Origin of the sequence: Chitinivorax sp. B (assembly GCF_005503445.1) — a bacterium.
In the GTDB taxonomy this organism is placed as follows: Bacteria; Pseudomonadota; Gammaproteobacteria; order Burkholderiales; family SCOH01; genus Chitinivorax.
Genome location: NZ_SCOH01000042.1, coordinates 14,807 through 39,743 on the forward strand (window position 1 = coordinate 14,807; position 24,937 = coordinate 39,743).

Annotated in this window: 16 protein-coding genes and 1 pseudogene; 9 read left to right on the top strand and 8 right to left on the bottom strand. The window is 55.6% G+C overall.

Annotated features, from left to right (window positions below; translation table 11 throughout):
* Positions 1-8 precede the first annotated feature (8 nt).
* The 7 genes and pseudogenes from FFS57_RS20115 to nudC all read left to right on the top strand — a co-directional run bounded on the left by FFS57_RS20115 (position 9) and on the right by nudC (position 6,097).
* On the top strand, positions 9-1,364 hold the full coding sequence (locus FFS57_RS20115; protein WP_137939618.1) for a foldase protein PrsA: 1,356 nt from the start codon (positions 9-11) through the stop codon (positions 1,362-1,364).
* Positions 1,365-1,375: 11 nt separating this feature from the next.
* On the top strand, positions 1,376-1,945 hold the full coding sequence (locus FFS57_RS20120; protein ID WP_137939619.1) for a hypothetical protein: 570 nt from the start codon (positions 1,376-1,378) through the stop codon (positions 1,943-1,945).
* 105 nt (positions 1,946-2,050) lie between these two features.
* Positions 2,051-3,460 carry a sigma-54 interaction domain-containing protein gene (locus FFS57_RS20125; RefSeq protein WP_137939620.1) on the top strand — a complete coding sequence of 470 codons (1,410 nt, stop codon included), beginning with the start codon at positions 2,051-2,053 and terminating at the stop codon, positions 3,458-3,460.
* 340 nt (positions 3,461-3,800) lie between these two features.
* A pseudogene (locus FFS57_RS20130) lies at positions 3,801-4,106 on the top strand (GNAT family N-acetyltransferase); the annotation flags it as partial.
* 113 nt (positions 4,107-4,219) lie between these two features.
* On the top strand, positions 4,220-4,687 hold the full coding sequence (locus tag FFS57_RS20135) for a helix-turn-helix domain-containing protein (RefSeq protein ID WP_137939622.1): 468 nt from the start codon (positions 4,220-4,222) through the stop codon (positions 4,685-4,687).
* Positions 4,687-5,262: a PIN domain-containing protein gene (locus tag FFS57_RS20140; RefSeq protein ID WP_137939623.1), complete on the top strand. Its 576-nt coding sequence runs from the start codon at positions 4,687-4,689 to the stop codon at positions 5,260-5,262. Before FFS57_RS20135 ends, FFS57_RS20140 begins: the two co-directional genes overlap by 1 nt.
* 16 nt (positions 5,263-5,278) lie before the next feature.
* Entirely contained in the window at positions 5,279-6,097 is an 819-nt protein-coding gene (gene nudC / locus FFS57_RS20145; protein ID WP_137939624.1) for an NAD(+) diphosphatase, read from the top strand.
* A gap of 34 nt (positions 6,098-6,131) precedes the next feature.
* Here nudC and FFS57_RS20150 read toward each other — a convergent pair whose 3' ends face one another.
* The 8 genes from FFS57_RS20150 to FFS57_RS20185 form a co-directional block, all read right to left on the bottom strand.
* Entirely contained in the window at positions 6,132-8,048 is a 1,917-nt protein-coding gene (locus FFS57_RS20150) for a reverse transcriptase family protein (protein ID WP_137939625.1), read from the bottom strand.
* Between the two features lie 53 nt (positions 8,049-8,101).
* On the bottom strand, positions 8,102-8,320 hold the full coding sequence (locus tag FFS57_RS20155) for a hypothetical protein (RefSeq protein ID WP_137939626.1): 219 nt from the start codon (positions 8,318-8,320) through the stop codon (positions 8,102-8,104).
* A gap of 138 nt (positions 8,321-8,458) precedes the next feature.
* A complete protein-coding gene (locus FFS57_RS20160) occupies positions 8,459-10,105 on the bottom strand; it encodes an SWIM zinc finger family protein (protein ID WP_137939627.1) in 1,647 nt (548 codons plus the stop codon).
* The gene (locus tag FFS57_RS20165; protein ID WP_137939628.1) at positions 10,105-13,203 is read right to left on the bottom strand and encodes a HEAT repeat domain-containing protein; all 3,099 of its coding nucleotides are present in this window, start codon (positions 13,201-13,203) and stop codon (positions 10,105-10,107) included. Before FFS57_RS20165 ends, FFS57_RS20160 begins: the two co-directional genes overlap by 1 nt.
* A gap of 141 nt (positions 13,204-13,344) precedes the next feature.
* Entirely contained in the window at positions 13,345-13,923 is a 579-nt protein-coding gene (locus FFS57_RS20170) for a hypothetical protein (RefSeq protein WP_137939629.1), read from the bottom strand.
* A gap of 407 nt (positions 13,924-14,330) precedes the next feature.
* Positions 14,331-16,973, bottom strand: coding sequence for a 3-hydroxybutyrate oligomer hydrolase family protein (locus FFS57_RS20175; RefSeq protein ID WP_171014095.1), 2,643 nt, complete (start codon positions 16,971-16,973; stop codon positions 14,331-14,333).
* A gap of 87 nt (positions 16,974-17,060) precedes the next feature.
* On the bottom strand, positions 17,061-18,701 hold the full coding sequence (locus FFS57_RS20180; RefSeq protein WP_137939631.1) for an acyl-CoA synthetase: 1,641 nt from the start codon (positions 18,699-18,701) through the stop codon (positions 17,061-17,063).
* 328 nt (positions 18,702-19,029) lie between these two features.
* A complete protein-coding gene (locus FFS57_RS20185) occupies positions 19,030-19,797 on the bottom strand; it encodes a substrate-binding periplasmic protein (protein WP_137939632.1) in 768 nt (255 codons plus the stop codon).
* Positions 19,798-19,921: 124 nt separating this feature from the next.
* On the opposite strand from FFS57_RS20185, the gene dinB reads away from it, so the two are divergent.
* Together dinB and FFS57_RS20195 are read left to right on the top strand one after the other, a co-directional pair.
* Positions 19,922-21,019, top strand: coding sequence for a DNA polymerase IV (gene dinB / locus FFS57_RS20190; RefSeq protein ID WP_249384086.1), 1,098 nt, complete (start codon positions 19,922-19,924; stop codon positions 21,017-21,019).
* Positions 21,020-21,273: 254 nt separating this feature from the next.
* Positions 21,274-24,615, top strand: coding sequence for a PAS domain S-box protein (locus tag FFS57_RS20195; RefSeq protein ID WP_137939633.1), 3,342 nt, complete (start codon positions 21,274-21,276; stop codon positions 24,613-24,615).
* Positions 24,616-24,937 lie beyond the last annotated feature (322 nt).

A 24,937-nucleotide genomic window follows, 5' to 3' on the forward strand; every position in this document is an offset into this window, starting at 1 on the left:
TGGCGACAATGCATGCAATCAAAGCAGGCATGGTCGCGTGGCTGATGGGGGCGGTATTGATCGCCCCTGTTGGCCATGCCAAAACCAGCCACAATCTGAACGAACCCGGACTGGCCGCCCGCATCAATGGCAGCCCGATTCCCGCCAGCAGCGTGGACGTACTGTGGCGATACGCCCAGCAACGGCAGGATTCCATCAGCCGCGATGCCGTGCTGGATGCCATGATCACCAATCATCTGCTGGCCAGCCATGCCAGGGATCGCTATCAGGCCACCACGCTGTTTTCGGCTAGCCGCGTTGCCTTCATGCCGGAGGTCAACAACGAAGATCAACTGGTCGGTATTTTGCGCAGTGTCTACGGCAAAGTGCTGGACCAAGCTGTCAAAGCCTTACCAGGCAACTCGCTCTCCGGTCTGATCGACACCAACACTGCCACACTCACCCCAGCCAAACTTGAGGCAATTTTGGGGAAGCCAGTCACTACCTTGCAGTTGGATCATGACCTGAACCCCGAGCAACAAATTCGCGCTGGCGAAGCGGTCGTACTGGCTTACCGGCTGCCAGGCCAAGCACTTCGCCAAATCACTTTGCTGGATGTCTACCGACGCCAGAACGTGCAAGGGCGGGTTGCCATCCAGCAACGCCAACTGGATTTCATTCTGCAACAAGCCAGAACCATGCTGGCCAATCAGTTTGTGTTGCACTGGGCCACCCAACAATGGGGCGATAAAGCCGTGCAGCACTTGCTCAGCACCATGGATGACCAAGCCTATACCCAGGCGTTGTCGGCACAATACGGCATTGGTGGTGACATGCATGCACCCACCCCCAAGCTGAAAGCGTTTGAAGCCAAAGTGACCAAGGCCGATATCCACCGCTACTACCAGCTACACCAATTTGAATTCAAGCGTATCGAGCGCATCAAGGCACGGCACATTCGCCTGCGTGACGAAGCCACGGCGCAAGCGGTTTACCAGACATTGAAAAGCGGTGCCGATTTTGGCGCACAGGCCCGTCAACATTCTGTAGCAGCAGATCGTGAGACGGGTGGCGACCTGGGGTGGATTGACCATGCGCCCGACAACGGCTGGCTGACCCAACTGGCCATGATGCAGACACCCAATGTCCCCAGCCCACCTGTGCGCACACCGGTCGGCCCCAATGACGCGGCCGAGTGGGAAATTGTCCTGGTGGAGGAACGCATCGAGGGCTTTCATGCACCGAACTCCGAAACCGTCCGTTACGCCGCGGTCAGCAATGTGGCTAGGTTGAAAGCCATGGAATCCTTCATGGCCCTTCGCGATCGACTCAAGCGAACCGCCACCATCGAGCTGACTGCAGGCTCCGTCCCCACCCAACCCTGATCGACCCTGCCATGCGCCCCCCACGTTTGCTGATCGTCTTGCTGCTGATTGGTGCCACCTTCGCCATGGTGTGGGGGTGGTTATCCACATCAGCGGACAATGTGCCCAATCCATCGCCGCGGGCAACCCCCAGCGGCACATCGGCGCAACGACCAATGCCACCTGCTGCTTGGCCACCGGCGTCGACAGATGCGACTGCGACAGTGGAAGAACGCGTTCCATTACCGCCAATCGAACGTATGGAACCCGCCGCCCAAACCCTGGCACAGGCCATGGCAAATGGCGATGACCGCATGCCCCCTATTGCACGCAGTGAACCGGGCGAGCAACCCACTGCAGTCGAGCTGGCCAACCCGGAGGCCTACCAACGCTATGAAGCACGCCAACATATGAAATTGCTGTCCAACTATGTCGCCGCAGCCAATCAAGCCCTGCCGCAACTGCAACGCGATATCGAGCGAGGCCGGGCCGCTGGTATTGCCCCTGCCGACATCGCCAAGGCAGAAGCCAAAGCCCGCGCCATTGCCGACATGAAAGCCGAACTGCAGAAACAATACCCAGAACTACGCGACAAGCCATGACAGCATTGCGCTGCTCGCGCATAATGGTTCCCAGCTGTTTCGGCAGCCCGCAGCAGAAAAAAATCATAGATTGGACTTAACCTGCTTGCATCACACATCCACCCCATGTCACTTGATCTACAGCTACGCCTGCTGGAAGAACCGACCCACTTGCAGTCGGTGTTGCGCGATGTGTTTTTCGCCCTGTTCGAACGTCAGTTCGAAGGGGCCATCATGGTCAACCGTGATGCTCGTGTCGTTTGGCTGAACGATCGTTACGCCACCCTGCTTGGCTTGGCCTCGCCACTGGATGGGCTGGGTTTGCCGATCGAAGCGCTGATCCCTCATTCCCGGTTGCGCGAGGTACTGACCACAGGCGAGCCGATCCTGCTCGACTTCATGAGCTATCGGCATCAAATGTTCGTTGTGACCCGCTTCCCGATCAAGAACGAGCACGATGAAGTCATCGGTGCCATTGGTATTCTGTTGTATGAACGATGGGAACCCCTGAAGCCGTTGATGGCCAAGTTCAGGCTGTTGCAAAGCGAGCTGGACCAAGCCCGGCGCGAGTTAGGCAGGCAGCGCCGCACGCGTTACACGCTGGATGACATCGTCGGCAGCGGCCCGGCCTGTCAGCAGATGAAATGGCTGGCCCAGCGTGCAGCCGATCTCGACACCACCGTCTTGCTGGAAGGCGAAACCGGCACCGGCAAGGAACTGCTCGCACAAGCCATCCACAGCACCAGCAACCGTGCCGACATGCCCTTTGTGGGCCTGAACATCGCCGCCATCCCGGACACCTTGCTGGAAGCGGAATTATTTGGCAGCACCGCTGGTGCCTATACCGGCGCAGACCGAAAAGGGCGTGATGGCAAATTCAAGCTGGCCGATGGCGGCACCTTGTTTCTGGATGAAATCGGTGACCTGTCCCCTGCCCTGCAAGCCAAGCTGTTACGGGTACTGCAGGAGCAGGAAATTGAACCACTGGGCAGTAACCGGCTGGTACGCATTGATGTCCGCATCATTGCCGCGACCAGCCATCGTTTGCCAGACTTGATCGAACAAGGTCGCTTTCGTGCCGACCTGTATTACCGGTTGAATGTACTGCCGATCCGCCTGCCTCCCTTGCGTGAACGCAGTGATGATCTGCCTGCGCTTTGCCAGGCCATTCTCACCCAGATTGCCAGTCGCACCGGCTTGCCACAACGCAGCGTGACACCCGATGGCCTGTCTCGCCTTGCGGGCCAACCATGGCCGGGCAATATCCGGCAATTGCGCAACGTGCTGGAACAAGCCAGCCTATTGAGCGACAGCCCCAAGCTGTCGGCCAGCGATTTTGACCCGCTGCTGCCCAACGTACCCAACAGCTTGGCACCGATCAAACCATTGCAACAGACATTGGCCGAGGCCGAACAGTTGGCCCTGCAACAGGCGTTGGTGGCCAGCCAGGGCAACCGGACCGAGGCCGCACGCCTGCTTGGCATATCACGTGCCACGTTTTATGAAAAACTGAGGAGTTACAAGCTCAACCCCTAGGTTCACACCGCTATGTTCGCCATCCGCAAAGCCACGCTACAAGATGCCCAAATTGCCTGGGACATCCGCCGCGAAGCCGTGTTAAATCAATGCCAGACCGATTATCCGCTGGACGATCTCGTCACCTAGCCTGGATATTTCGCAAATTCGCGAGGTGATGGCGCAGGATTTTGATTCATAGGGAGATTTCGTGAAGGAGTCGCGTAGTGGTTCTTACGCGCGACAGAACGAAAATCTTCATATGGATCAAAAGACAAGCTAGCACTCGCGTCAATTTATGAAATATCCAGGCTAGACGGGCGGTCCGCTCCCAGATCGGTACGCGCAGCTCGTCACCGATCATTTTTACGTGGCAGAGTCAGCCGCTGGCGTGATCGGAACTGGCATGGTGAACCTGGAAAATGGCCAGATCGATGCAATCTTCATTCACCCTGCCCATATGCGGAAAGGCATCGGTGTTGCCATGATGCAACATTTGGAGGTGCAAGCCAGGCAAGCTAGTCTGGCGACACTCAAGCTGGACGCCACACTGAATGCAGCACCGTTCTACCGCGCTTGTGGCTTTACCGGGAGCCAAACAGCCCAGTACCAGTCATCCCGCGGCATTACCTTGGTGTGTATTCCAATGATGAAGTCCTTGCACTGAGCACAACGTTTCGTTTAATTCGAATAATGCATTTACTTCGCTTGAGATTTATACTGAACACATGATTGATCTGTATTTACCAAACGTTATTCATCACTACGGCAGGCATTAGCATGGCTCCTACTGAACTGTTACAACTACCGGCCGATGAGAAAGACGCTGAGCTGGCAAAAGTGGCTCAACGTTGCATCATGGCAGCGTTGGATCACTCCCACGCTAATAAAATCGTACTGATCAGCGATGACGAGAATGCAGCTGATGCGCCTGTTTTGGAACTACCACCCCAGGCATTGCGCTTTTTCGCCGACATGCTGGGCATGATGGCTCAGCAACGCCCCATCAGTTTGGTGCCGCAAAAGCATGAGCTCAGCACGCAAGAGGCAGCACACTTGCTGAACGTATCGCGTCCATTTGTCATCAAGCAGATTGAGCAAGGGCGTTTACAGTGCCGAAAAGTAGGACGACATCGGCGAATCGAGTTTGCGGAACTGATGCGGTTCAAGCAGCAGATGCAACAGGATTCTGAACACGCATTGCAAGAACTGGCATCGTTGTCTCAAGAAATGGGGCTGGGGTATTGATGGCGGGCTCGTCGCTGTTCACGGCTATTTTGGACGCCAATGTGCTGTACCCTGCGCCGTTACGAGATGTGCTGCTCAGCCTCGCTGCAGCAGGGCTGTTTCACGCCCGTTGGACATCCGACATTGCTAATGAATGGCAACGTAACCTGATCAAAAATCGCCCGGAACTTGCAGATCAGCTACCCAAGGTAGCTGCAGCGATGGAGCGTGCCATCCCAGACTGCCTTATCACCAGCCACACCCACCTCATTGATAGCCTGCAGCTCCCAGATCTGGGCGATAGACATGTGCTGGCAGCGGCCATTGCCGGCCATGCCGACGCGATTGTCACTTTCAATTTAAAAGACTTCCCCGCAGCAATACTTGCGGAGCACAACATCGAAGCAATGCATCCGGATGATTTTGTGATGCACCAACTGGAACTACGTCACATTGAGGCCCTGACAGCCTTGAAGAACATGCGGGCTCGGCTAAACAAGCCGCCCTATTCGCCCCAGGATTTCATCAGTCTGATTGAGCGCAATCAGTTACCCCTGACCGCCAGCTTCTTACGGCAAGTAGCATCCCTTATTTGAAACGACGAGCCTTCTCATGCACGCCTTCGAACTCGGTTTTGCCCCCATCGACACCATCCCGGCCAATGCTGTGGTATTCGCATTTCACCACAACCAGATCGTCCTCACCGCCAGCTTGCCACTTACCGGTGAACAATGGCTGGCCAGCCAGTTGACACACCTGCCAGGCAGTTTGCACTGTATTGGCATGGCGGACAGCGGCATGCCCTGTTTTACCTTGCGGGTTGAGGTGGAAACCCTGCCTGCACCGCTGGAAACCATCAGTCTACGTGCAGCCCTGTTGAACTGGTCACCTGCCATGATCGAGGCAGTCAGCCGAGCCTTTCAATTGTTGGAATGGGACCGTACCCACCGTTTTTGCGGGCAGTGCGGAACCACCACCCAACCTAAGGCCCATGAACATGCAAAGCAGTGTCCATCTTGTGGCTATGTGGTCTATCCGCGGTTATCGCCGGCGATCATGGTGCTGGTCAAGAAAGGGCGCCAACTGCTACTGGCACGGTCGCCGGGCTTCACGCCGGGGGCTTATAGCGCGCTGGCAGGCTTTGTCGAACCCGGTGAAAGCCTGGAGGCGGCAGTACACCGTGAAGTCATGGAAGAGGTGGGTATCACGGTGACCAATCTGCGCTATTTTGGTAGCCAGAGCTGGCCCTTTCCCCATTCGCTGATGATTGCTTTTGTTGCCGACTATGCAGGTGGCGAATTGTCACCGGACGGGGTCGAGATCGAAGATGCCGGCTTTTATGAGCCAGACGCCCTGCCGGGATTGCCTTACAAGCTCAGTATTGCCCGGCACCTGATTGAATCCGTCGTTGCCGAATGCTCGACGCAGTAACTGGCAGGTCGTCTCCGCATTGAAGCGGAGGCGATTAAGCGGTGGTCAAACGCCAAAGCAACCGGCAGGCAAAGTACACACCCAGCCACAACCACCAATTGGCGCGACGCCGTTTGAAGCCAAACCACATCCAGCCCACACTGGCCATGGCCATCAACACGTTACCGGTCAATAACCCACTGACCAACATCAGTACAAACTGCATGGCCAGTTGAAGGTAGACCGAAGCCGGGACATCTTCATGCACGTTGGGTGGAATCGCGTCAGCCGACACCGCATTACGCTCGATCAGCTCGCCTGACTGCGTATGCGTTGTGGGCAAGGCAGCCGCCGACGCAATCGTTTCTGCGGCCACAGCTGCTGCCTGATCCGATTCGGCTTGTCGGGTGGCTTGTTTTTCCTGCTGCAGCTGAGTTGCCGTTTTTTCCAGGGTTGGCGCCGGCTGGCGCTTTGCCTGCCACTGATGGCTTGGTAATGCCTTGCCCGCCACACTGGCCTCACGGAACAATCGATAGTACTGACCGCGCGGCTGGCTGGCATTGTCACCCCATTTGGCCTGTACGGCTGCGACCTTTGCGCACAAGGGCCCACCTTTGGCAGGATCGACCATTTTCACGAACCGCGCATAACCAGCCAAGGCATTCAGTACATCACCATTACCATTCCAGGCTTTACCTTGTGGGCCATCCTTTTCCACTTGATACAAGGTCGCACGAAAACGACGGAGCGTCTCACGACACACGGTCGGATGGTGATTGACCACCACACCTGTCACTTCCTGTCGAGCGCTGTTACGCATAATGCGCTGCTTGTCCGGATGCAGCGTGAAACCTTCCTCTGCAATGATCCGTTTGACCTGCCACAGCAGACGCGGCAGATTGCCTGCACTGGCTGCATCGGCTGAAAAGGTCATGTCGTCAGCGTAACGGGTGTAGATAAAACCCAGTCGCTTGGCCAAGCCCGCCAGTCGCGTATCCAGCCGGCGACACAACAAATTGGTGATGGTAGGGCTGCAAGGTGCACCTTGTGGCAAGTGACGCTCACCATTTTGCACATGGAAATGCAGGCCATCGATACTGACTTCGTCTGTAGGCAATTCGGTGCAGATCATGGCAAACAGGGTGGCCAACTGGCGTGAATAGCCAAAAGTCTGAAACAGGCCGCGAACCCGTTGATAGCTGATGGACGGGAAAAAGTCTTTCAGATCGAAATTGACCACCACGGCTTGCCCTGCGTGGGGCGTCGCATTGCTGACAATCGAGCGCCCAGGCACAAAGCCATGCGCCGCATCATGCACTGGCAGCTTGGCCAGTACCCGGTCCAACACCCAGTATTGTGCCCGCTTCAAGCGAGGCATCGGGGCGGAAATCATCCGCAATCCACCCGTCTTTTTGGGAATACCAAAGCGACGGTAGTGGCTGATGCGCGATACGCTGCGATGAAACGTCAAAAACCGCAGTTCTTCCACAGTGATACCCATGGCATCGGCCAACACCTTGGGGCTGTCCAGCACTGGCAGCTCACGGGCAGCAAGACGATGGGGGTCGGTACGTGCATCGGACAAACTTTGCGACACGCCTTCGCCCAGATAGCCGATATCCAGCGCGCGCCGGGCATGCCACGCTGCCGCTTTTTCATAGCGACGCTGGGCTGCAGCCAGGCGGGTTTGTTCTCGACGGGCTTTGGCCTCGGCCATGCGTTGCTTGTTCAGGGCCTTCAGCGCGGCGACCGGGTCCTTGGCGATGCTGAGCTTTTGGTTCAGCTCGCGCAATTCGCTCAGCAGCGCTTGTTCCTGGCTGATCAGTTCTGTCGCGCGCTGCTGATCGGGTGTGCCGCTGCCCGCTGGCCAGAAACCCAGGCGCTGCATTTCTTCGAGGATGACCGAATCCTTGCTGCTGGCCTGAATACGGGCCAAGACGGCTTCACGGCTGGTTTGAGTGGCGTTGCTCATAATGGGCAAGCCGGGGTGGGGCCGACAACCTGTCCGGTCATCGCCCAGATTCTTCAGCAGGATGAAGCTTGCCAGCCTGCCAAAAAACCATCGGGAAGGGTGCGTAGCGGGGTTCTCATCGAAGAGCCTTGTAGACTGGACTGCTCCACTCGAAAGCCGGGGCGTGCTACCGGCGACATCGAGCTTGGAACAAGCCGAACCGTCATGTCGCTGGTAGCACGCCCCGGCCCAGTGAAGAGCGGGCCAGTGACGCGTGGGACAGCTTTAAGCATGAATGGCGATCCGCCATCCGGGTTGCAAGAGCCTCCCCGCTACGCATTCCCGAGTCTAACAACCCGGCGTTTTCTCCTCAATCAAAATTCGAAATTTATTTAGCAGTAATCTCGACAGATGCGAATCCAAGCTGCCACTCAACTACGGCGCACCCGCTGATCGGCGGCCATTCTGGCAGCCAGAATATGCGCGCACGGGCCACGGTAAAGCTTGTTGCGGATAAAGAAATCGCAATCGCAACGCGCGGTTGTCATCCGCTCGTCGGCGTCGATCTGTACCTGTACCGCATGCAAACGTTCACCTTCCTGCAATCGGGCCTGAATCAGCCGGCCTGCCAATTGGGCATCGACCCGCAGGCTGCTGACTGCAGCATGCGCCACCAGCAGCGCGGCTTGCTCTTCCCGTTCGTTGGTGAAACGCAGACGGTCCAGCGGCAGTGGCTTGCGCGACAGTTCGCGCAGGCGGTAGCAGTTGTCGGCCAGGTCATACACCACCCGGCCGGCCTGGGTATAAGCCAGCAGGCTGGATTCCACCACACTGCGCGCCAAACTGGTTTGCTGACTTAGATCATCCACTGTGGCTTTCCAGTTCTGCCCCAATGCGTGAAAGATCTGTTCACGGGTGCCCACATCAACATGCTGGCGCGGGCCGAACAAGTCGAACTGCCCACTGCGTGACCAATCGTTCGCCGTCCAGCCTGATAGGCCCAAGGTATATTGCCAGTCTGCCCCGGCTACCAGCCAGAAACTGGGTAGGCCAGTGCCCAGCAAACGCACTTCCACCCGCTCGGCAATGCCCGTCAAGCGTTCCAGCGTCAGCAAGCGGCGGCGCCCCCAGATACGGATGGTCTGCACCTCGGCAGCGTCATGGCTCGATCGCGGGCAAAGCAATTCGATGCCCCACGGCTCGAACACCACTTTCACCGGCTGCCCTGGCAGCAATTCAAAGCGCATCGAGCGCGGTCCGACCCGCTCCTTGCGGCGGCGCAGAATCAGGCAGAGATTGTGCAGATCCATCGGGTGCAGATTCAGGCGCTGCCCCGGCTGGGCCATGGCCGCGCTCACTTGCAGAAAGCCCCGTACCCAGCTATCCGGTAGATCGATCTTCTCTTCGACAAAGCCATCCGCCTGCCCGGTCTGTACCGTGAAACCACCTGCTTCGACCGTCAGCCGGGTCTGTTTGTATTGGCGAATCTTCTGGAATTCGGCATACAACGGAGCGGAATAGTCGATATTGGTGGTGCCGCAGGCAAATTCGCCATGATGGCTGAACATGTCATGACTGCAGCTGAAGTTCGCGTAGGTGGATTCATCCTGACTGAAGCATTCGAAAAACACCTTGTCCGGGTGAACGGTGATGACTGGGTCCAGCACGTACCACAGCTCGCGATTGTGCTTGTAGATGTGGTCGAAGTACTTTTGCTTGGCGCGGTGGTATGGCGCCAACAACGATTCCTTCCGTTTTCGCAAATCAGTCAGTTGCTTGTTGATGGCCGCGACCTGTTCCTTGATGGTACCGGCCTGCGCCATGTAGTCGGCGAGCATGGTCTGTTGCTGGCTTTCCAGCCATGCCTTGTAGGCAGTCAAGTCACGTTGACGTGTACGCAGATCAGATACCACCACATCATGCATGGCAGAAATCGCCTCACGAAATGGCAGATGGCGGCTGATATCGGCAACGAAATGGACTGGTTTACGCAGGGTATCCGGCGCGAAACTGATGCCGGTACTGTGGTGATCGTCATGCACCTGGCTTTCGCCGAAATAACGGTACTCGAACAGCATTACACCCCTCCCCGTACGGCTGGTGCAGCAATCGTCAGGCGCGACGTGATGGCCGGAAAGCGGCGCTGGATTTCAAACAGGCCGGCAACATATTGGGCTTTGTCGCCAATGGCCACCGTCACAGCCAGCCATTCGAACAGCTCGGCCACCTCGCGTGCCAAGGCTTCCGATTGCAGTGCCTGTTGCCGCAACAAGGCGTGAATGGTCTTCTTCACCTGCCTGCCCTTGTTGACCTGCGACAGCACCGTGCGGAAATAGTCACGGAAACGCACCAGCTGGGCCGGGTCGTCGCCTACTGTTTGTTGTAGCCAGCGGGCCACAAAACCTTGCACCGCCAGTGACGGGTGCTCAGCCAATGCCAACAGGCAGTCGGTGTCCCGCCCCTCGGCCAACCTGAGCGACAGCAACTCGCACCCCAGCGCCTGTACGACCGGCATGGCGTGATCGGCCAACGCGATCAGCTCTTTCACTTGCCAATGGTCATTTTTCACACGTTGCCGCAACCAGGCCAACACCTCCGTTCGGCTATCGTCCCAGCGGCCGTCCAGAATCGGCAACAGCATGGCGGGCGACAGATTGGCAAACTGGGCATCCAGTATTGTCAATGCGCGTTGCCGCACAGTTTGCGTATCGCATCGGGCCAGCTTGACCCAGTCTTCTGCACTCAACTCGGCATCGGCTCGCATCGCCAGTAGCCATGCGCCAAAGCCTTGGGCCGCTGCCGTGCGGGCCAATAGCAGACGCAGCACTGTTTCGTGGGGTAATGCTTGGCTGGCTTGCGCCAAGGTCGTCGTCAAGACCCGGTGCAAATCGGCATGTAAACCTGTTGCAGTCTCGGCTCGGTAAAGCGCAGCCAATAACTTGGGCACCAACGCGTCAGCAAAAGCCATGTCATGCGCCAACAACTTATCGACGATACGAAAGGCTTCATCGCGAACCGTAGCGTGCTCGGACACACAGAACAGCCCGACCAGTTCGCTTTGCTCGGCCAGCAGATGGGCTGGCAACGCCCCCAGTAGACGCAAACCCGCACTGAGCAACCTTGCATCATCGCTATCCAGCAGTTCCTTGAACAAAACAGGGGGCAGATCCTGCAGTGGTTGTTGATGACCTATGAGCCAATCAATGGCAACACAACGTACCGCAACCGCTATATGGCACGTCAATGCCAATAACCTGGAATAGTCTGCCTGGGCAGCGTGCTGCCGCAATGGGTTGGCAATCACCCACGCCAGGTTGTCGAGAATGTTATCCAGTGCCTCGGTTGTCTGGTCGGCCAGGGCCAACCAATCGAGCACCAACGATACGATTTGCTCCGCAACACCAATATGGGTCGCCGCTATTTGGCACAACAGTCGGCCATGACGGCGTACCTCAGCCGACCGGGCAGTCAGCACACCAACCACCAGGGCCGGGCTGGTTGCATGCGCCGCCGGGTCCTGCTCCAGCATGGCCAAGCCGGCCTGCACCACGCGAGGGTGACGGCTACCCAAAAGCAGCACCAGCCATTGCTCGCGACGCAACAGATCCGTTTCGGCGGCAATTCGCCCGGCGACCTGCGTGTAAGCAAAATCGGCGGTGACCTCAAACGGGCTGTTGATCAGGCTTTGCCACAGCGCGTCGTCCAACTGCGCGCAATAATCGGTGCAATCGGCCAACGCACGCACGGCAAACGCCTGCACCCATTCGGCACGGCTGCTGAGTGCCAATTGCAGCAACAGGTCGGGGCGGTTGTTCCATAAATGGGCAAATGGCTCATAGCGTTTGTTGCGCTTGGCTGGCTGTTCCGCCTTCGTATAGCTCCAATGCCCTGGTGCTCGCATGATCACCGGGCCGTCGGGCCGGAACAGCAAGCGATTGAACAGCGTACTCGCCGCATGGGCATGACGATATTCACGTCGTGTCTGCCAGCGGCGTTCTTCCCAGAAATAGGTATCGTGGTGCGTGGCAGGCGCCTGGGCATCGTCAAATTGTCGCAGGGCTGCGAATGCCAGGGGCGCAAACTCCGGGCTGCCTATCGCACCCAGCCGTCGCAAGCCACGCCAGCCACGCCGCAGCAGATATTCGCGAGTACGTTGCGAATACGCCAGGCGGCTATCGTCCCGTGCCAGCTCATCACTGGCATTCACCCACTTGCCATCCAACCAGTAACGTTGCTCGGGGTAGGATCGGCGGAAGTTGGCCTTGACCGATTCGAAGCGCCGCTGCAACAACGCCCACACTTCGCCGTCACCACGGAATTCAGCCGCTTTATAAAGGTGTCGTACCACACGGAAGTTACCCGCAGTCAATGGCAAATCAGTCAACAACGTAATCAATACCTGGCGAGCAGCGGGCTGGCTTTGCGCAACCAGATCCAGCGATTCCAGCCAATTTGCTACCGGGAAACGTTGCCAGGTGACCAGTTCGTGGACTGCCTTCAGCATGTAGGCCGGATCCTGCGTCACCCAGGCATCCCGTAAGATGGCGGACCAGTCAGCAATCAGTTGCTGCGCCCAATCGGCACGGGCACCGATATCCGCCAGCGCCATACTAGCCAGTGTCGCCACACGCCGCACGGTATCGGTCCGTCCCATCTGCATCAGCTGCTGCATGGCAGGCCTGGCACCCACATCACCACAACGGCCAATGGCCCAGGCCAGGCAATAATCCAGCATGACATCGCCTGTACCCAGCAAGGCAACCATCCTTGGTACAGCTGCGGTAATCCGCAGTTCACCCAACTGCCAGATCAGACGCGACTGTTTGCGTGGCTTCAATAAACGCCATCCGTCCGGGCTGATCTGCCGAAGCAATCGATTGACCGTCTGATCAGGCAACAAAAATGACGGGTGGGTCACGGCGGGTACAGGCTGCCCGTCGGCCAGGTAACCATCTGCCTGCTTAGCCGCCAGTATGCGCAAGGCCGTGGCCTGAGCCGCAGCCTGATCAGCCAGACCACCCAAGTGATTGACCAGTTGCCAGTCGCCGCCTGGTTGCCGATGGGTCAACCTGACGCCATAACGGCCGTCTGCCTCCGCAATGGTGCTGAGCTGTAACATGCCACCATCTGGGCCTGGGCGATACAGAGCAAGGGACGGTTCAACCGTCGGATTCATGCGTTGTCCTCGTGGAATGAGATCTGGCGGCCATCGCGCGCCGAAACAGAATCGCCATCATAAGCGACTACTTGTCACTTTTGCATCCTTAGCTTATCGATGGCACTACCTATGTGCCATTTCGCCGGACAGTATGCCGGATTACGCTTTACGTGCTGATATCAGCTTGGCCTGGATGGCAGCTTTGTTTTGCTGTGCAAAGGCGCGGCCATAGGCATCATTGGTAAACGCAAAACCTATTTTCTGGATGGTGCTATCTACAAAAGCGCGTTTGACCTGTTCGATGCGAACAGGCTGGTAGTAACTGGTCTGCGGGGCACGTACCCGGTGCAACATGAAATAAGCCGCTGTCAAGCCAAACCCCAGTACAGGTGACATACCCAACAATACGGAATCTGAAACGGGCATTGATACGTCGCCCAGCGTCACTGTCAGTAAAACCACAGTTGCCAAGGCCAACGATACCAGCAATGCGATGAAGATTTTATTGATCAGGGATAGTGGCCTGCGTTTCAGTGCAGGAGCACATTGCTCGCAGGTCGGAATAGGTAGTTTGAAGGTCAATTCCGTACCGCCTAATAACATGTAGGTAGCACGGCGGGTTTCCTGAATTTGTACCGAGACCGCAAGGGTTGTACCGCAATTGGCACAAAGATGGTCTGGAAAACTGTACTGCAGCCCCTCCACAAACTGCACCGGGCCAAGGTCAATTTTGTGCATCTTCCATTCGCTTTCTAATGTTGTGATGAGCTACAGATCAGTTAGCTGTAGCAAACAACCATCTCACATGACATATCTTTATTCAGATCCCTAGCCACCTTAACAGAGGAATCTAGCCAATCCAATACAGTCCTTAGAACCTGTTCAAGGTCTGTGATGAGCAGCCACCAGCGGGGTGAAGCGCAGAAACCGGAATATAGGTGTGATATATGAGGATTTTGAGCAGCACATGAGCCCCGAAGCTCCAGTCGCGCAATAAAACATTGAACAGGCTCTTACACCAAGCACTACAAAAAAAACGCAGCAACCCCAACGCCCCAGGGTTACTGCGTGAAGTAGCAGAGAAATGTCCACGGCACCGCTCCAGCACTCCAATACCGGAACAGGCCGGGGACCACCGCAATGTCTTACTGCGGAATGACCAATTGCTTGCCAGTAACACTGATCAGGTTACCTGCCGCCGGGGTATCACTGATGTCAGGCAGGTTGGCCGTGGTCAGGTCATCTAACTGATTGGTACGTGGGGTGGCACGTACCACTTGGCTTGGCGGCAATGTCTTGGCTTGGGTCAAGTGGGCATACATGCGACTGAGCGCCTGATCGAAGTAATAGTGCACCGGCGTGAAGCGGGTGCCAAAACCGATCAGGGGCAGGAACGCATCAAAATGCTGGCCATTGGCAATTTCGATATAACGCAGCTTGCTGTTGCTGCCTTCTTTGTCTTGATTGGCGATGACATACGCACGCGAGGCATGATTGACCGCCAGCAGGGCATCCGACCGACCTGTGACGATCAGTGCAGGTTTGCCACGCAAATTGGCCGTACGCTGTACTTGTTTCATGCCGGCCTGTACGCGGCTGGACAAGGCCTGCTCAGTCCCGGTCACTTTGTTGCCTGTGGTCGGGTCTATCCCAGTTGCCAATCGCCGCAGGCACAATGCGCCATCCAGGTTGTAATCTTGCAAGCCACCTGTGCTCAGTGCCAGGTCTTCGCGGACGGTGCTGATACCCGTCAGACCATAAACGATATTGATGCCCGCATTGGGCGGTATGCCGTTGAAGGTAGAAAACAGCGGCGCCAATGAGACGGATGTGGTGGGGATAACCACACCCAGCTCATTGGTTGCCGCATAACCAAAGCCGCAGATATTGTCTGCAACACTGAATCGACCATAAGCATTCACGTACGCCGTGGCGATCCCTTGCGTGGCAGAGAATACATACTGAAAGGACTGCGCCGGATCGGCGTCGGTATTCCAGCCATAGTCATGCAGTTTCGCCAACGCATCATTGGCTTGTTCAATTGTGGTGTTGCCTGTCACCAAGCCCAGGCTGGCCAACCGGCTGCATCGCAAGGTTGCCCTTACCGGATCAACCACATTGGATGGAGCACCGACCAATGATGGCGCCAATGCAGCACAAGGCTGGTAAAGATTGGCATAGGTGATGTAATCCAGCAATTGCTTGCCAATGGTGTTGAAGACGGTCGCCCCTTGCCGAATTGACAAGCCGTCCGTATTGGCAGGCTGTGTATTGGGTTCACTGACGGCAATGCCATCGATCAGGCCAAGGTGATCCTGCTCAGCTGCCGCCACCGCCGCTCCGCCACCATTGGAGATACTGGAAGCGATCACAACGGTATTCCTGGGTTTGACGGCATCACGATAACGGCGCTCTTGCCCCGCATCGCTGCCAAACTGCTGATTGAGCACATAATAAGCAAAGCGGATGGCATCCAATGTATTGCGCCCCCAATCCTTTTCAGGGTTCTGGCGCGAATGGGCATGCTTGACAGCCACCCGATTTGGAAATGCGCTGTTGTATTGTTGCAATGCATTGGCAGACAAGCCTGCATCAAAGTGGGCCATCTTGCCCGCATTAACAGCTGTGGTACGGGTACCATCGATCATCATCACCGTATCGCTGGCCAAATCATGCACGCCCGCACCACTACCCTTGTCGGCGTAAGCCACAGCACAACCACGTTTCAGTCCCCATTCGCCGACACTACCGATTGCACCATAAATACCCCGCGAGCCGGCTGACGTACCGGTAACAATGCAGGGTTTGGCCAGATCAAAACGATCAGGCACCTGCACCATCAACACCACGTTTTCCTTACCACTGCGGTCACCGGCATAAGCAATGTATTCCGTACCGGCGATCTTGCCCTCACCCAACGTATCATTGCCTAAGGTATCGATATTCGGCCCCCATAGGCGGCCATATCCGCCAGCTGACGAGATATCCAGCACCGATCGGTAGTTGGTCCAAATGGCATTCCGACGCAGCTCCGCCACCGTTGGACTACTCGGATTATTGAACGGTGGGGCGGCTACCGCGCCCAAGCCTGTTTTCCCCAATCCTGCTGTGAGTAGGTCATCACTTTGCCCGTTGTAGTGGGTTCGCTTCACTTCACCAAATAGAAATGCTGGGCGGATGTTGAGTAATTTGAAATTCAGCGGACCGTTGCCAACGGTCACCTCCTTCAAATCCCCCAGTGTATCCAGGCCGCGATCCAGTTCGTCCCCAAACTTCATCGCAACATTGCGGAAACTGCTGCTGAAATTGCCAGGCAGTGCACCCGCGTTGCGCAGCGCCTGCATGATGTCCTGTTCTGCCGTTCGCAAACTGCTGGAAGATAACTGCCGATATCCACCTTGCTGGTAAGCACTGGTGGTATCCCCGCCGACCGCACGGCGAGCAATCAGCTCAGTTACCTGATTAATGTTGATGGATCCACTCACTTCATCAGCCTGGGCCAGCGAATGCAATCGTGCCCCATCGCCGGTCACCACAACCAACATCAATGGGGCCACCATGCCATTGACACTGACCTGGAAAGCACCGTCGTCCGCGGTAGTGGTACTACGCTCCAGTCCGTTTGCGTCACGTACCATCACCGGTGCCTGTGCAATGGCATTACCCGTTGCCGCCATCCCCTGCACCGTGCCGGTCAAGCCACTGCCGCCACCATCACCGCCCCCTCCGCCGCCACATCCGGCCAAGCCCAACAAAGCCAGCAATGCCCACTGCCTGGATGATGCCATTGCGTCCTCCATGATTTGGGAGCCCTGATCCGACCATCAGTTAAACCGGTCGGCCAAGGTATACATCGGATTGGAATTGGGCCCGTATTACACTTGTTTGGCCCGGTCGCGTAACAGAAATTTCTGAATCTTGCCTGTCGATGTTTTCGGCAAACTGCCGAACACGATCTGTTTTGGTGTTTTATAGCCTGCTAACCGTTCACGACAGAACGAAATCAGTTCGGTCTCTGTCGGCACTGGCACACTGTCCTTCAATGTTACAAATGCGCAAGGCACCTCCCCCCATTTTTCATCGGGCTTGGCAACCACTGCCGCTTCCAGTACCGCTGGGTGTTGGTACAACGCCGCTTCGATTTCAATTGATGGGATGTTCTCGCCACCAGAAATGATGATGTCTTTGGAGCGGTCTTTCAGCTCAATATAGCCGTCCGCGTGCAGCACCCCCAAGTCACCGGAGTGAAACCAGCCACCAGCAAATGCCTCCGCGGTCGCAGCGGGATTTTTAAGGTAACCTTTCATCACGATATTGCCGCGAAACATCACTTCCCCCATGGTCTGTCCGTCGGCAGGCACTGGTTGCATCGTGTCCGGGTTCATCACAGTCACGGCTTCCAACATTGGATAACGCACCCCCTGCCGCTTCAGGATGGCAGCCTGTTGCGTTTCATTCATGGCATCAAACCCTGGCTTCCATTGGCACAAAGTCGCAGGGCCATAGGTTTCCGTCAATCCATACAAATGCTGCACCTTGAAGCCCATCGCTTCTGCCGCACGAATGATTGGCACCGGTACCGGAGCCGCCGCCGCGTTGAAATGTACCGTACGTGGGAAAGGACGTCGCACTGCATCAGGGGCATTGATGAACATGTTCAACACCACCGCCGCGCCACACATCGTATTGACCTGATGTTCACTGATCAGTTGAAACATGGTGGCTGCTTCCACCCGCCGCAAACAGACCGAGGTACCGCCTAGCGCTGCCAAGGTCCAGACAAAGCACCAGCCATTACAATGGAACATCGGCAACGACCATAATTTGATCGTGTCATGTGTCATGTTGGTAGCCAGGATGTTGGAAATCGCGTTTAGATAAGCTCCCCGATGATGGTAGACCACACCTTTCGGATTGCCTGTGGTGCCAGAGGTATAGTTGAGCGCAATGGCATCCCACTCATCCCTGACCGGCACACCCTGGAAAATGGCATCACCTTCCGCCAGCAGTTGTTGATAAGTCAACGGCCCCAAGCGGGTGCCCATGTCGTATTCAGTGTCGACGATATCGACCACCAGCGGCTTTCGACTGGCCATGCCAATGGCTTCACGTGCCAGATCGATGAATTCGGTATCCACCAGCAGCACCCGGGCTTCACCGTGGTCCAACTGGAAGGCCAGCGTCTTGGCATCCAGCCGGTAGTTCATGGTGTTAAGTACCGCACCACACAGTGGCACGCCAAAATGTACATCCACCATTTCTGGAATATTGGGTGCCAACACCGCGACCGTATCACCCACACCAACCCCAAACTTCATCAAAGCCGATGCCAGCTTGTGGGAACGAACAGCCATCTCACCCCAGGTGTAACGCCTGGCACCATGGATGACGGCCAATTTGTCAGGCCATATTTCAGCAGCCCGATTCAGGAAAGTCAGCGGTGTCAGTGGTGTGTAATTTGCTTGGTTGGCGTCCAGACCAATTTGAAAGGGATTAAGTGCAGCGTAAGGTTCCATGAAGCATCAGATCCTGCAGATGACAGATACCCCATACTTCAGCAGCTTGTATGCCATTCCACTCAAGGCATTGATAATTAAATATTAATTTATTCAGAATCGCTATCTGACTATCAAGATATGAGGGAAAATGTCCAGTCATTCGGACGGTTGAAATGATCATCGATAAGGAATACCAGCAAATTCAATATTCAGCGAACATCAATACCTGCCAAAGCAATGTCCAGACAACAGACCATGATTCAGTCAGAACATTTTTCAACGAATTAAGTATTGATATTTCAACATGATGGCAACAATATCGAATGTCTTGATATTCAGACACATGCTATCGATTGGTATTCATCCCATCGGCCAGGTATTCGCTGTGATATCGCCCCAATAATTCGGCTAGCTCACGTCGATATTCGGGTCGCGCCAGATACTGCTCGACCGTATCCAGATAGGGAAGCAACCAGGACGACCGATTGGACACTGAAATATGCAATTTGCCTTCAGTCAGTGGCTTTGCCAGTGGTACGATGCGACCGGCCAGCCTTAAAGTATCGATCTGTAGCAGACCTGTTTGCAACCCCAGCGGTACCACATCCACCCGATCCAGCATCAGCTTGCGCAGATTCAGTGTCGGCTCGGAAACCAGCTGCAATCTGGTATTTCGTTGCAGAAACTCGTCGAATTCCGGCCCCATTGACACCCCAACAACCAAGCCGATTGATTTGCCACTCAAATCCTCCCACCGCTGTAACGGAAACTCCCGCCCTTTTCGGACAAAGGCCACGATCGGATTGATACCCATCGGCACTTCGACCGCTTTGGAGTAGGATTCACGCTCAGTATTACGAAGTGCGCAGATGTTGATATCGACGTCCCCATTCTGAATCAGCGCCTGACAGCGCTTCCAAGGGCCAACATAATTGAATCTGACCGTTACACCCGCTTTCTCAAATGCTCGACGTACGACTTCAACACAAGCACCGACAATCTGGTTGCCACGCTGCCAATTCCATGGTGGATAATCATGATGGCCGCATGCCGTGGCTTCAAGCGCACATGCTGAAAGGGCCACACACTGGCTGACAAGCAAACATGTCAACATCGCAGAGGATTTCACCGGATACCCAACCCTCGTGTCGAGAAAGATGCGCCCTATCACCAAGCCGAATGCAAATGTCGGGCAACCATGTTCAGTTTAGGAAATTACTTGTCGCCCCGGTGACACGATGCATTTCGTACCTCAACCAGCCGCACCCATACCTTTCGTCATGGCCACCCAACGCAAAATCCTGCACATCGATTGTGACTGCTTCTACGCTTCGATCGAGATGCGTGACAACCCAAACCTTCGTGGCAAACCCATTGCGGTAGGGGGACGGCTGGAACAGCGTGGCGTAGTGGCCACCTGCAATTATGAAGCGCGGGCATTGGGTGTGCGCTCGGCCATGCCAACCAGTCGGGCACTCAAGCTGTGCCCAAACCTGATCCTGATACGTCCACGATTTGAACAGTATCGTGAGGCATCGCGACAGATTCGTACCATTTATCAGGATTTCACCGATCTTATCGAGCCATTGTCACTGGATGAGGCTTTTCTGGACGTCACCGGCATTGATTTGCTTCAGGGCAGCGCCACTCGTATGGCAGAGGCAATCCGTTCACGTATCCGCGAAGAAATTGGCATTACCGCATCAGCAGGCATTGCCCCGAACAAATTCCTGGCCAAGATCGCCAGCGACTGGAACAAACCAGATGGCCAGTTCGTGATCCGCCCAAAAGATGTGGATGAATTTGTCAGGGTATTGCCTGTTGGCAAATTATTTGGTGTTGGCAAAGTTACCGAAGCACGCATGCACAAGATGGGCCTATTCACCTGCGAGGACTTGCGACAGCTATCGCCAGTAGAACTCGGCCACCGTTTCGGCAGCTTTGGCGAACGGCTATGGAAACTGGCACGTGGCATTGATGACAGGCCTGTCACGGTGGACGAGCCACGGAAATCTCTGTCGGTAGAAACCACCTATGTCACTGATCTACCCGATGCCAATGCCTGTATCGCCGAAGTCCCTACACTATATGAAGATATGTTGCGACGCCTTGGCAAAGTAGAGCAACGTTATCGCGTCAGTAAAGCCTCGTTCAAGATGAAGTTTGCGGATTTCAGCCAAACCACCATGGAATGCACCATCACAGAACCCAATCTGCAAATCTACCAACACATGTGTGTGAGCTGTCATCAGCGAAAGCGGTTGCCAGTCAGGTTATTGGGAATCGGTGTACGCTTTGTGGAGGTCGAGGAAGACTTGCAGCCGTCACTGTTTTAACGATGGCTTACTTGCAATGCCTACCTGACACCTACCCAAACTGTAAAAAACCAACTCAACAAACCAATTAAAAACATGGTATTTCCATGCCTGCTTCAAAAACAAACTGGTCCGGCCAACTATAATATTCACATGTTGAGTTGCTCTACCCCCCGCCTACCCAAGCGCCACGTATCCTTACGCGGCGATAGATACGCGTATGCCTTCGTATCCCATGCAGCCAATCCAATGCCTGGCAAGACGGGTGGGAGAGAATGACGGTACCCAACCAACTCAACCGTCTGCGCGGCACGCTGGGACGTGTCATTCTGTTGATTGCAACCTGCATTGTCAGTATCAGTTGCTGGCAGATTTGGCAAAGCTATGTCGATATCCGACAGGAAATCGATACCCACAACCGTATTCTGGTCAATCATTTGACCTTACAGGTCGACAATACACTGGACAGCCTGTGGCGTCTGACCGACAACCTGGCCGAAAGTGGCGAGCTGGCCGAGCTGATCAACGGACCGGAAAATACCCTGCATGAGAAGCTGGCCGCCTTGCACCGCGCCATACCTGCGGTCGTCCGTTTCATGGTGTACAACAACCGTGGTGTGGCGGTGGCGTCATCACATGAACTGCCGACCAAACGAATCGTCATCAACGACCGCGAATACTTCCGTTTTCTGCAAAACAACCGCAGCGACCGCATTTATGTGGCACATCAAACCACCAGCCGTTACGACCAACAACCGGTCGTGCCGATTGGGCGCCGAATCGAAACACCGCAAGGTGGGTTTGCCGGCATACTGAGCTCGCCGCTGGATCATCGCTTTCTACAAAGCTGGCTTGAATCCCTGCGTTTGCCCTCCGGTACGACGTTGATGCTGACTCGAGAGGATGGCGAAGTCCTGTTACGCTACCCTCGAACACACTCTCTGCCGCAAGATCACGTATTGATTGGCACTGCGCAAATCTTGCAACAGGCTGGGGAGCAAACCCGATTTTTCGCCGATCGTATTTCGCCGGACGAACCGTTACTGTATGGCGCCTTCCGCAAACTGAAACGTTCAGATGTCATTGTCGTGGCCGGCATCGAGCAAAGTGTCGCCATCAACAATTGGCGTGATAAAGCAGGCTGGACGGCCATGATCGGTGTGCTGTTTCTCGGTGGGTTGATCATTGCCTGGTGGTGGCTGGACCGGCGATTCGATCATCTTGCCGAAGCAGAATATCGGTGGCAGCGTGCCCAAGCCATTATTGATGCCAGCCCGGACATGGTATTCGGTCTGGATGGCAATGGCCGCTTTCAATATGTGAATGAAACGGCCAATCAGAAACTGGGTTACACCAATCTTGAGCTGATCGGCCGCAATCTACCCGACATCGCACCCAATTTTCCATTAGGCACTTACATCCAGCACTACCAACAGTTGCGAACCGGCAATACCAGCAACATCGAATCCATGCTGCAAGGTGCCAACGGTGAACGTTTTCCAGTCGAAATCAGCACCAAGCTGATGTCACTGCCTGACGCCGAGATGCTGATTGCGTTTGGCCGGGACGTCACACAACGCAAGGATGCGGAGCGGGAGCTGGCACGACTGAATGAACGCTGGCAAATGCTGACCGTATCGGTACGAATTGGCATCGCGGAATGGGATGTTGTCCGCAACGTACTGGATTGTGACCCGACCATGGTGGAAATCTATGGTTTCCCCACACCACAGGTCACTGTCGATGCCTGGGTCGAGTCCATCCACCCAGAAGACAAACCCCGCCTGCAGGCCGAGATGGATAGCATGCAGCGCATGGGCGGCACCATCGATAGCGAATTCCGCATCGTGCGGCGCGATGGCGCCATCCGCCATGTACGCGGTTATATGCTGATGGAGCGCAGCAGTGGTGGTGGTGTGCCCCGTATTGTCGGGCTGAACATCGACATTACCGATCGGCGCCGGGCAGAAGCGATGGTACAGACCGTCCTACGAGTGACATCCACCTCGGTCGGCGAAAATTTCTTCCGCACACTGGTTGTTGAATTGTCACGTGCGTTGGGGGTGCGCTATGCCTCGGTTGGATCGTTTCTCACCGGTGTCAATGGCGTACGCCAAAAACACACGCTGGCACGTGCCGACAATACCCGATTGCTCCCGAACATTGAGTATCCTGTTCAAGGTAGCCCATCGGAGCTGGTACTGGAGCAAAAGGTGTGCGTGTTTGCCAACCACGTCCAAGAACGTTTTCCCAATGATTTCCGAATGGCGGATATGAATATCCAGTCATTGGTCAGTGTTGCATTACGCAATGGCAAAGGCGATGTAATTGGCAGCTTGGCGATCATGGACGACAAGCCCATGGCCGATCCCAGCCAGGCAACCACGTTGTTGACCATCATCGCCACCCGTGCGGCTGCCGAATTGGAGCGACTGCAGGCCGAAGCCGCATTGAAACAGGAGCAGCGTTATATCGAACGGGTATTGCTTTACTCGCCAGCCATCATCTGCAGCATGACCTCGACAGGTCTGATTCGGCGTATCAACCAAGCCTATCAGACGATTACAGGCAATGTACCCCAAGATGCAATCGGCCGATCCTGGCGAGATGTCTTTGCGCCAGATGTGGTTGACTATCAGGTTGAACAGTTCCTGCAACGCGGTGGCGGTGAAATGGAACACGCCATTTTCACCCGCAACGGCGAAACCCGTATGTTGATCTGGAAAACCACCGGCCCGCGCGGTAGCGAGGACGACGCAGCCGATATCATTGCCGTCGGGGTGGATGTCACCATGCGCCGTTCAGCTGAGGCAGAAATCCGTAAACTGAATGCCGAACTGGAAAAACGCGTGGTACAACGTACCGCCCAGTTACAGGCCAGCATGCGCGAACTGGAGTCATTCAGTTATTCCGTATCACACGACCTGCGTGCGCCACTACGCAGCATCGCCGGATTCAGCAGCATATTGCTGGAAGACTATACCGAGCATTTGGATGAAAGTGGGCGTGACTACCTGCAACGCATCGTCAACTCAGCTGCCCGATTGTCTCACTTGATCGACGACATGCTCAATCTATCCCGCATCTCCAGACAACGATTGAGCGCACATGAAATCGATCTGGCTCCCATTGCCAGCCAAATCATTGAAGATTTACGTTTCAACGAGCCCAATCGCACCATCAGCTGGATCTGTCCAACCCAGCTACCAGCACATGCCGATGAACGACTGATCCGCATCGTGCTGGAGAATTTGTTGCGTAACGCCTGGAAATTCAGTGCCAAGCATGACAGCGCCACTATCGAGGTAGGTGTCAAGGAGGATCAGGGAAAACGAATCTATTTTGTGAAAGATGACGGCGCTGGTTTCGATATGCGCCATGCCGCCAGGCTGTTTGGCGCGTTTCAACGTCTACATGATGCCAGCGAATTCGAAGGAACCGGGATTGGACTCGCCATCGTGCAACGTGTCATCCACCGGCATGGCGGCACCGTCTGGGCCGAAGGCGAGGTGGACAAGGGAGCGACAATCTTCTTCACCTTGCCCCCGCCAGACCCCACCCAACCAACCGATATTGAGTTCGAAAACCGCCCAGATGACGACGAGGAACTGGAATAAGTCCCCATTCGATGTCCGGAGGCGTGACTACGGCTCCATGGACACCTGTGCGAACCATGGTCAGGTAGACTCATGCCTACTGCAAGCAGTGCACAAGGCAATGCATCGATCCAAGCTCGGGCACGCCATCAGCTAGCGCGCTTCGCCCAGTCAAGCCGGCAACCCATGACTAAATAAACTATTGTTAAACAGCCACGCATCAGCACTTACTGATGTATAAATGATCTTGCATGTCACATTGCCATTTGCAATATTTAAAATCATATTTGCACCTTGGTAATATTCCATGCGGTTTGACAACTTATTGGACACACTCCGCACA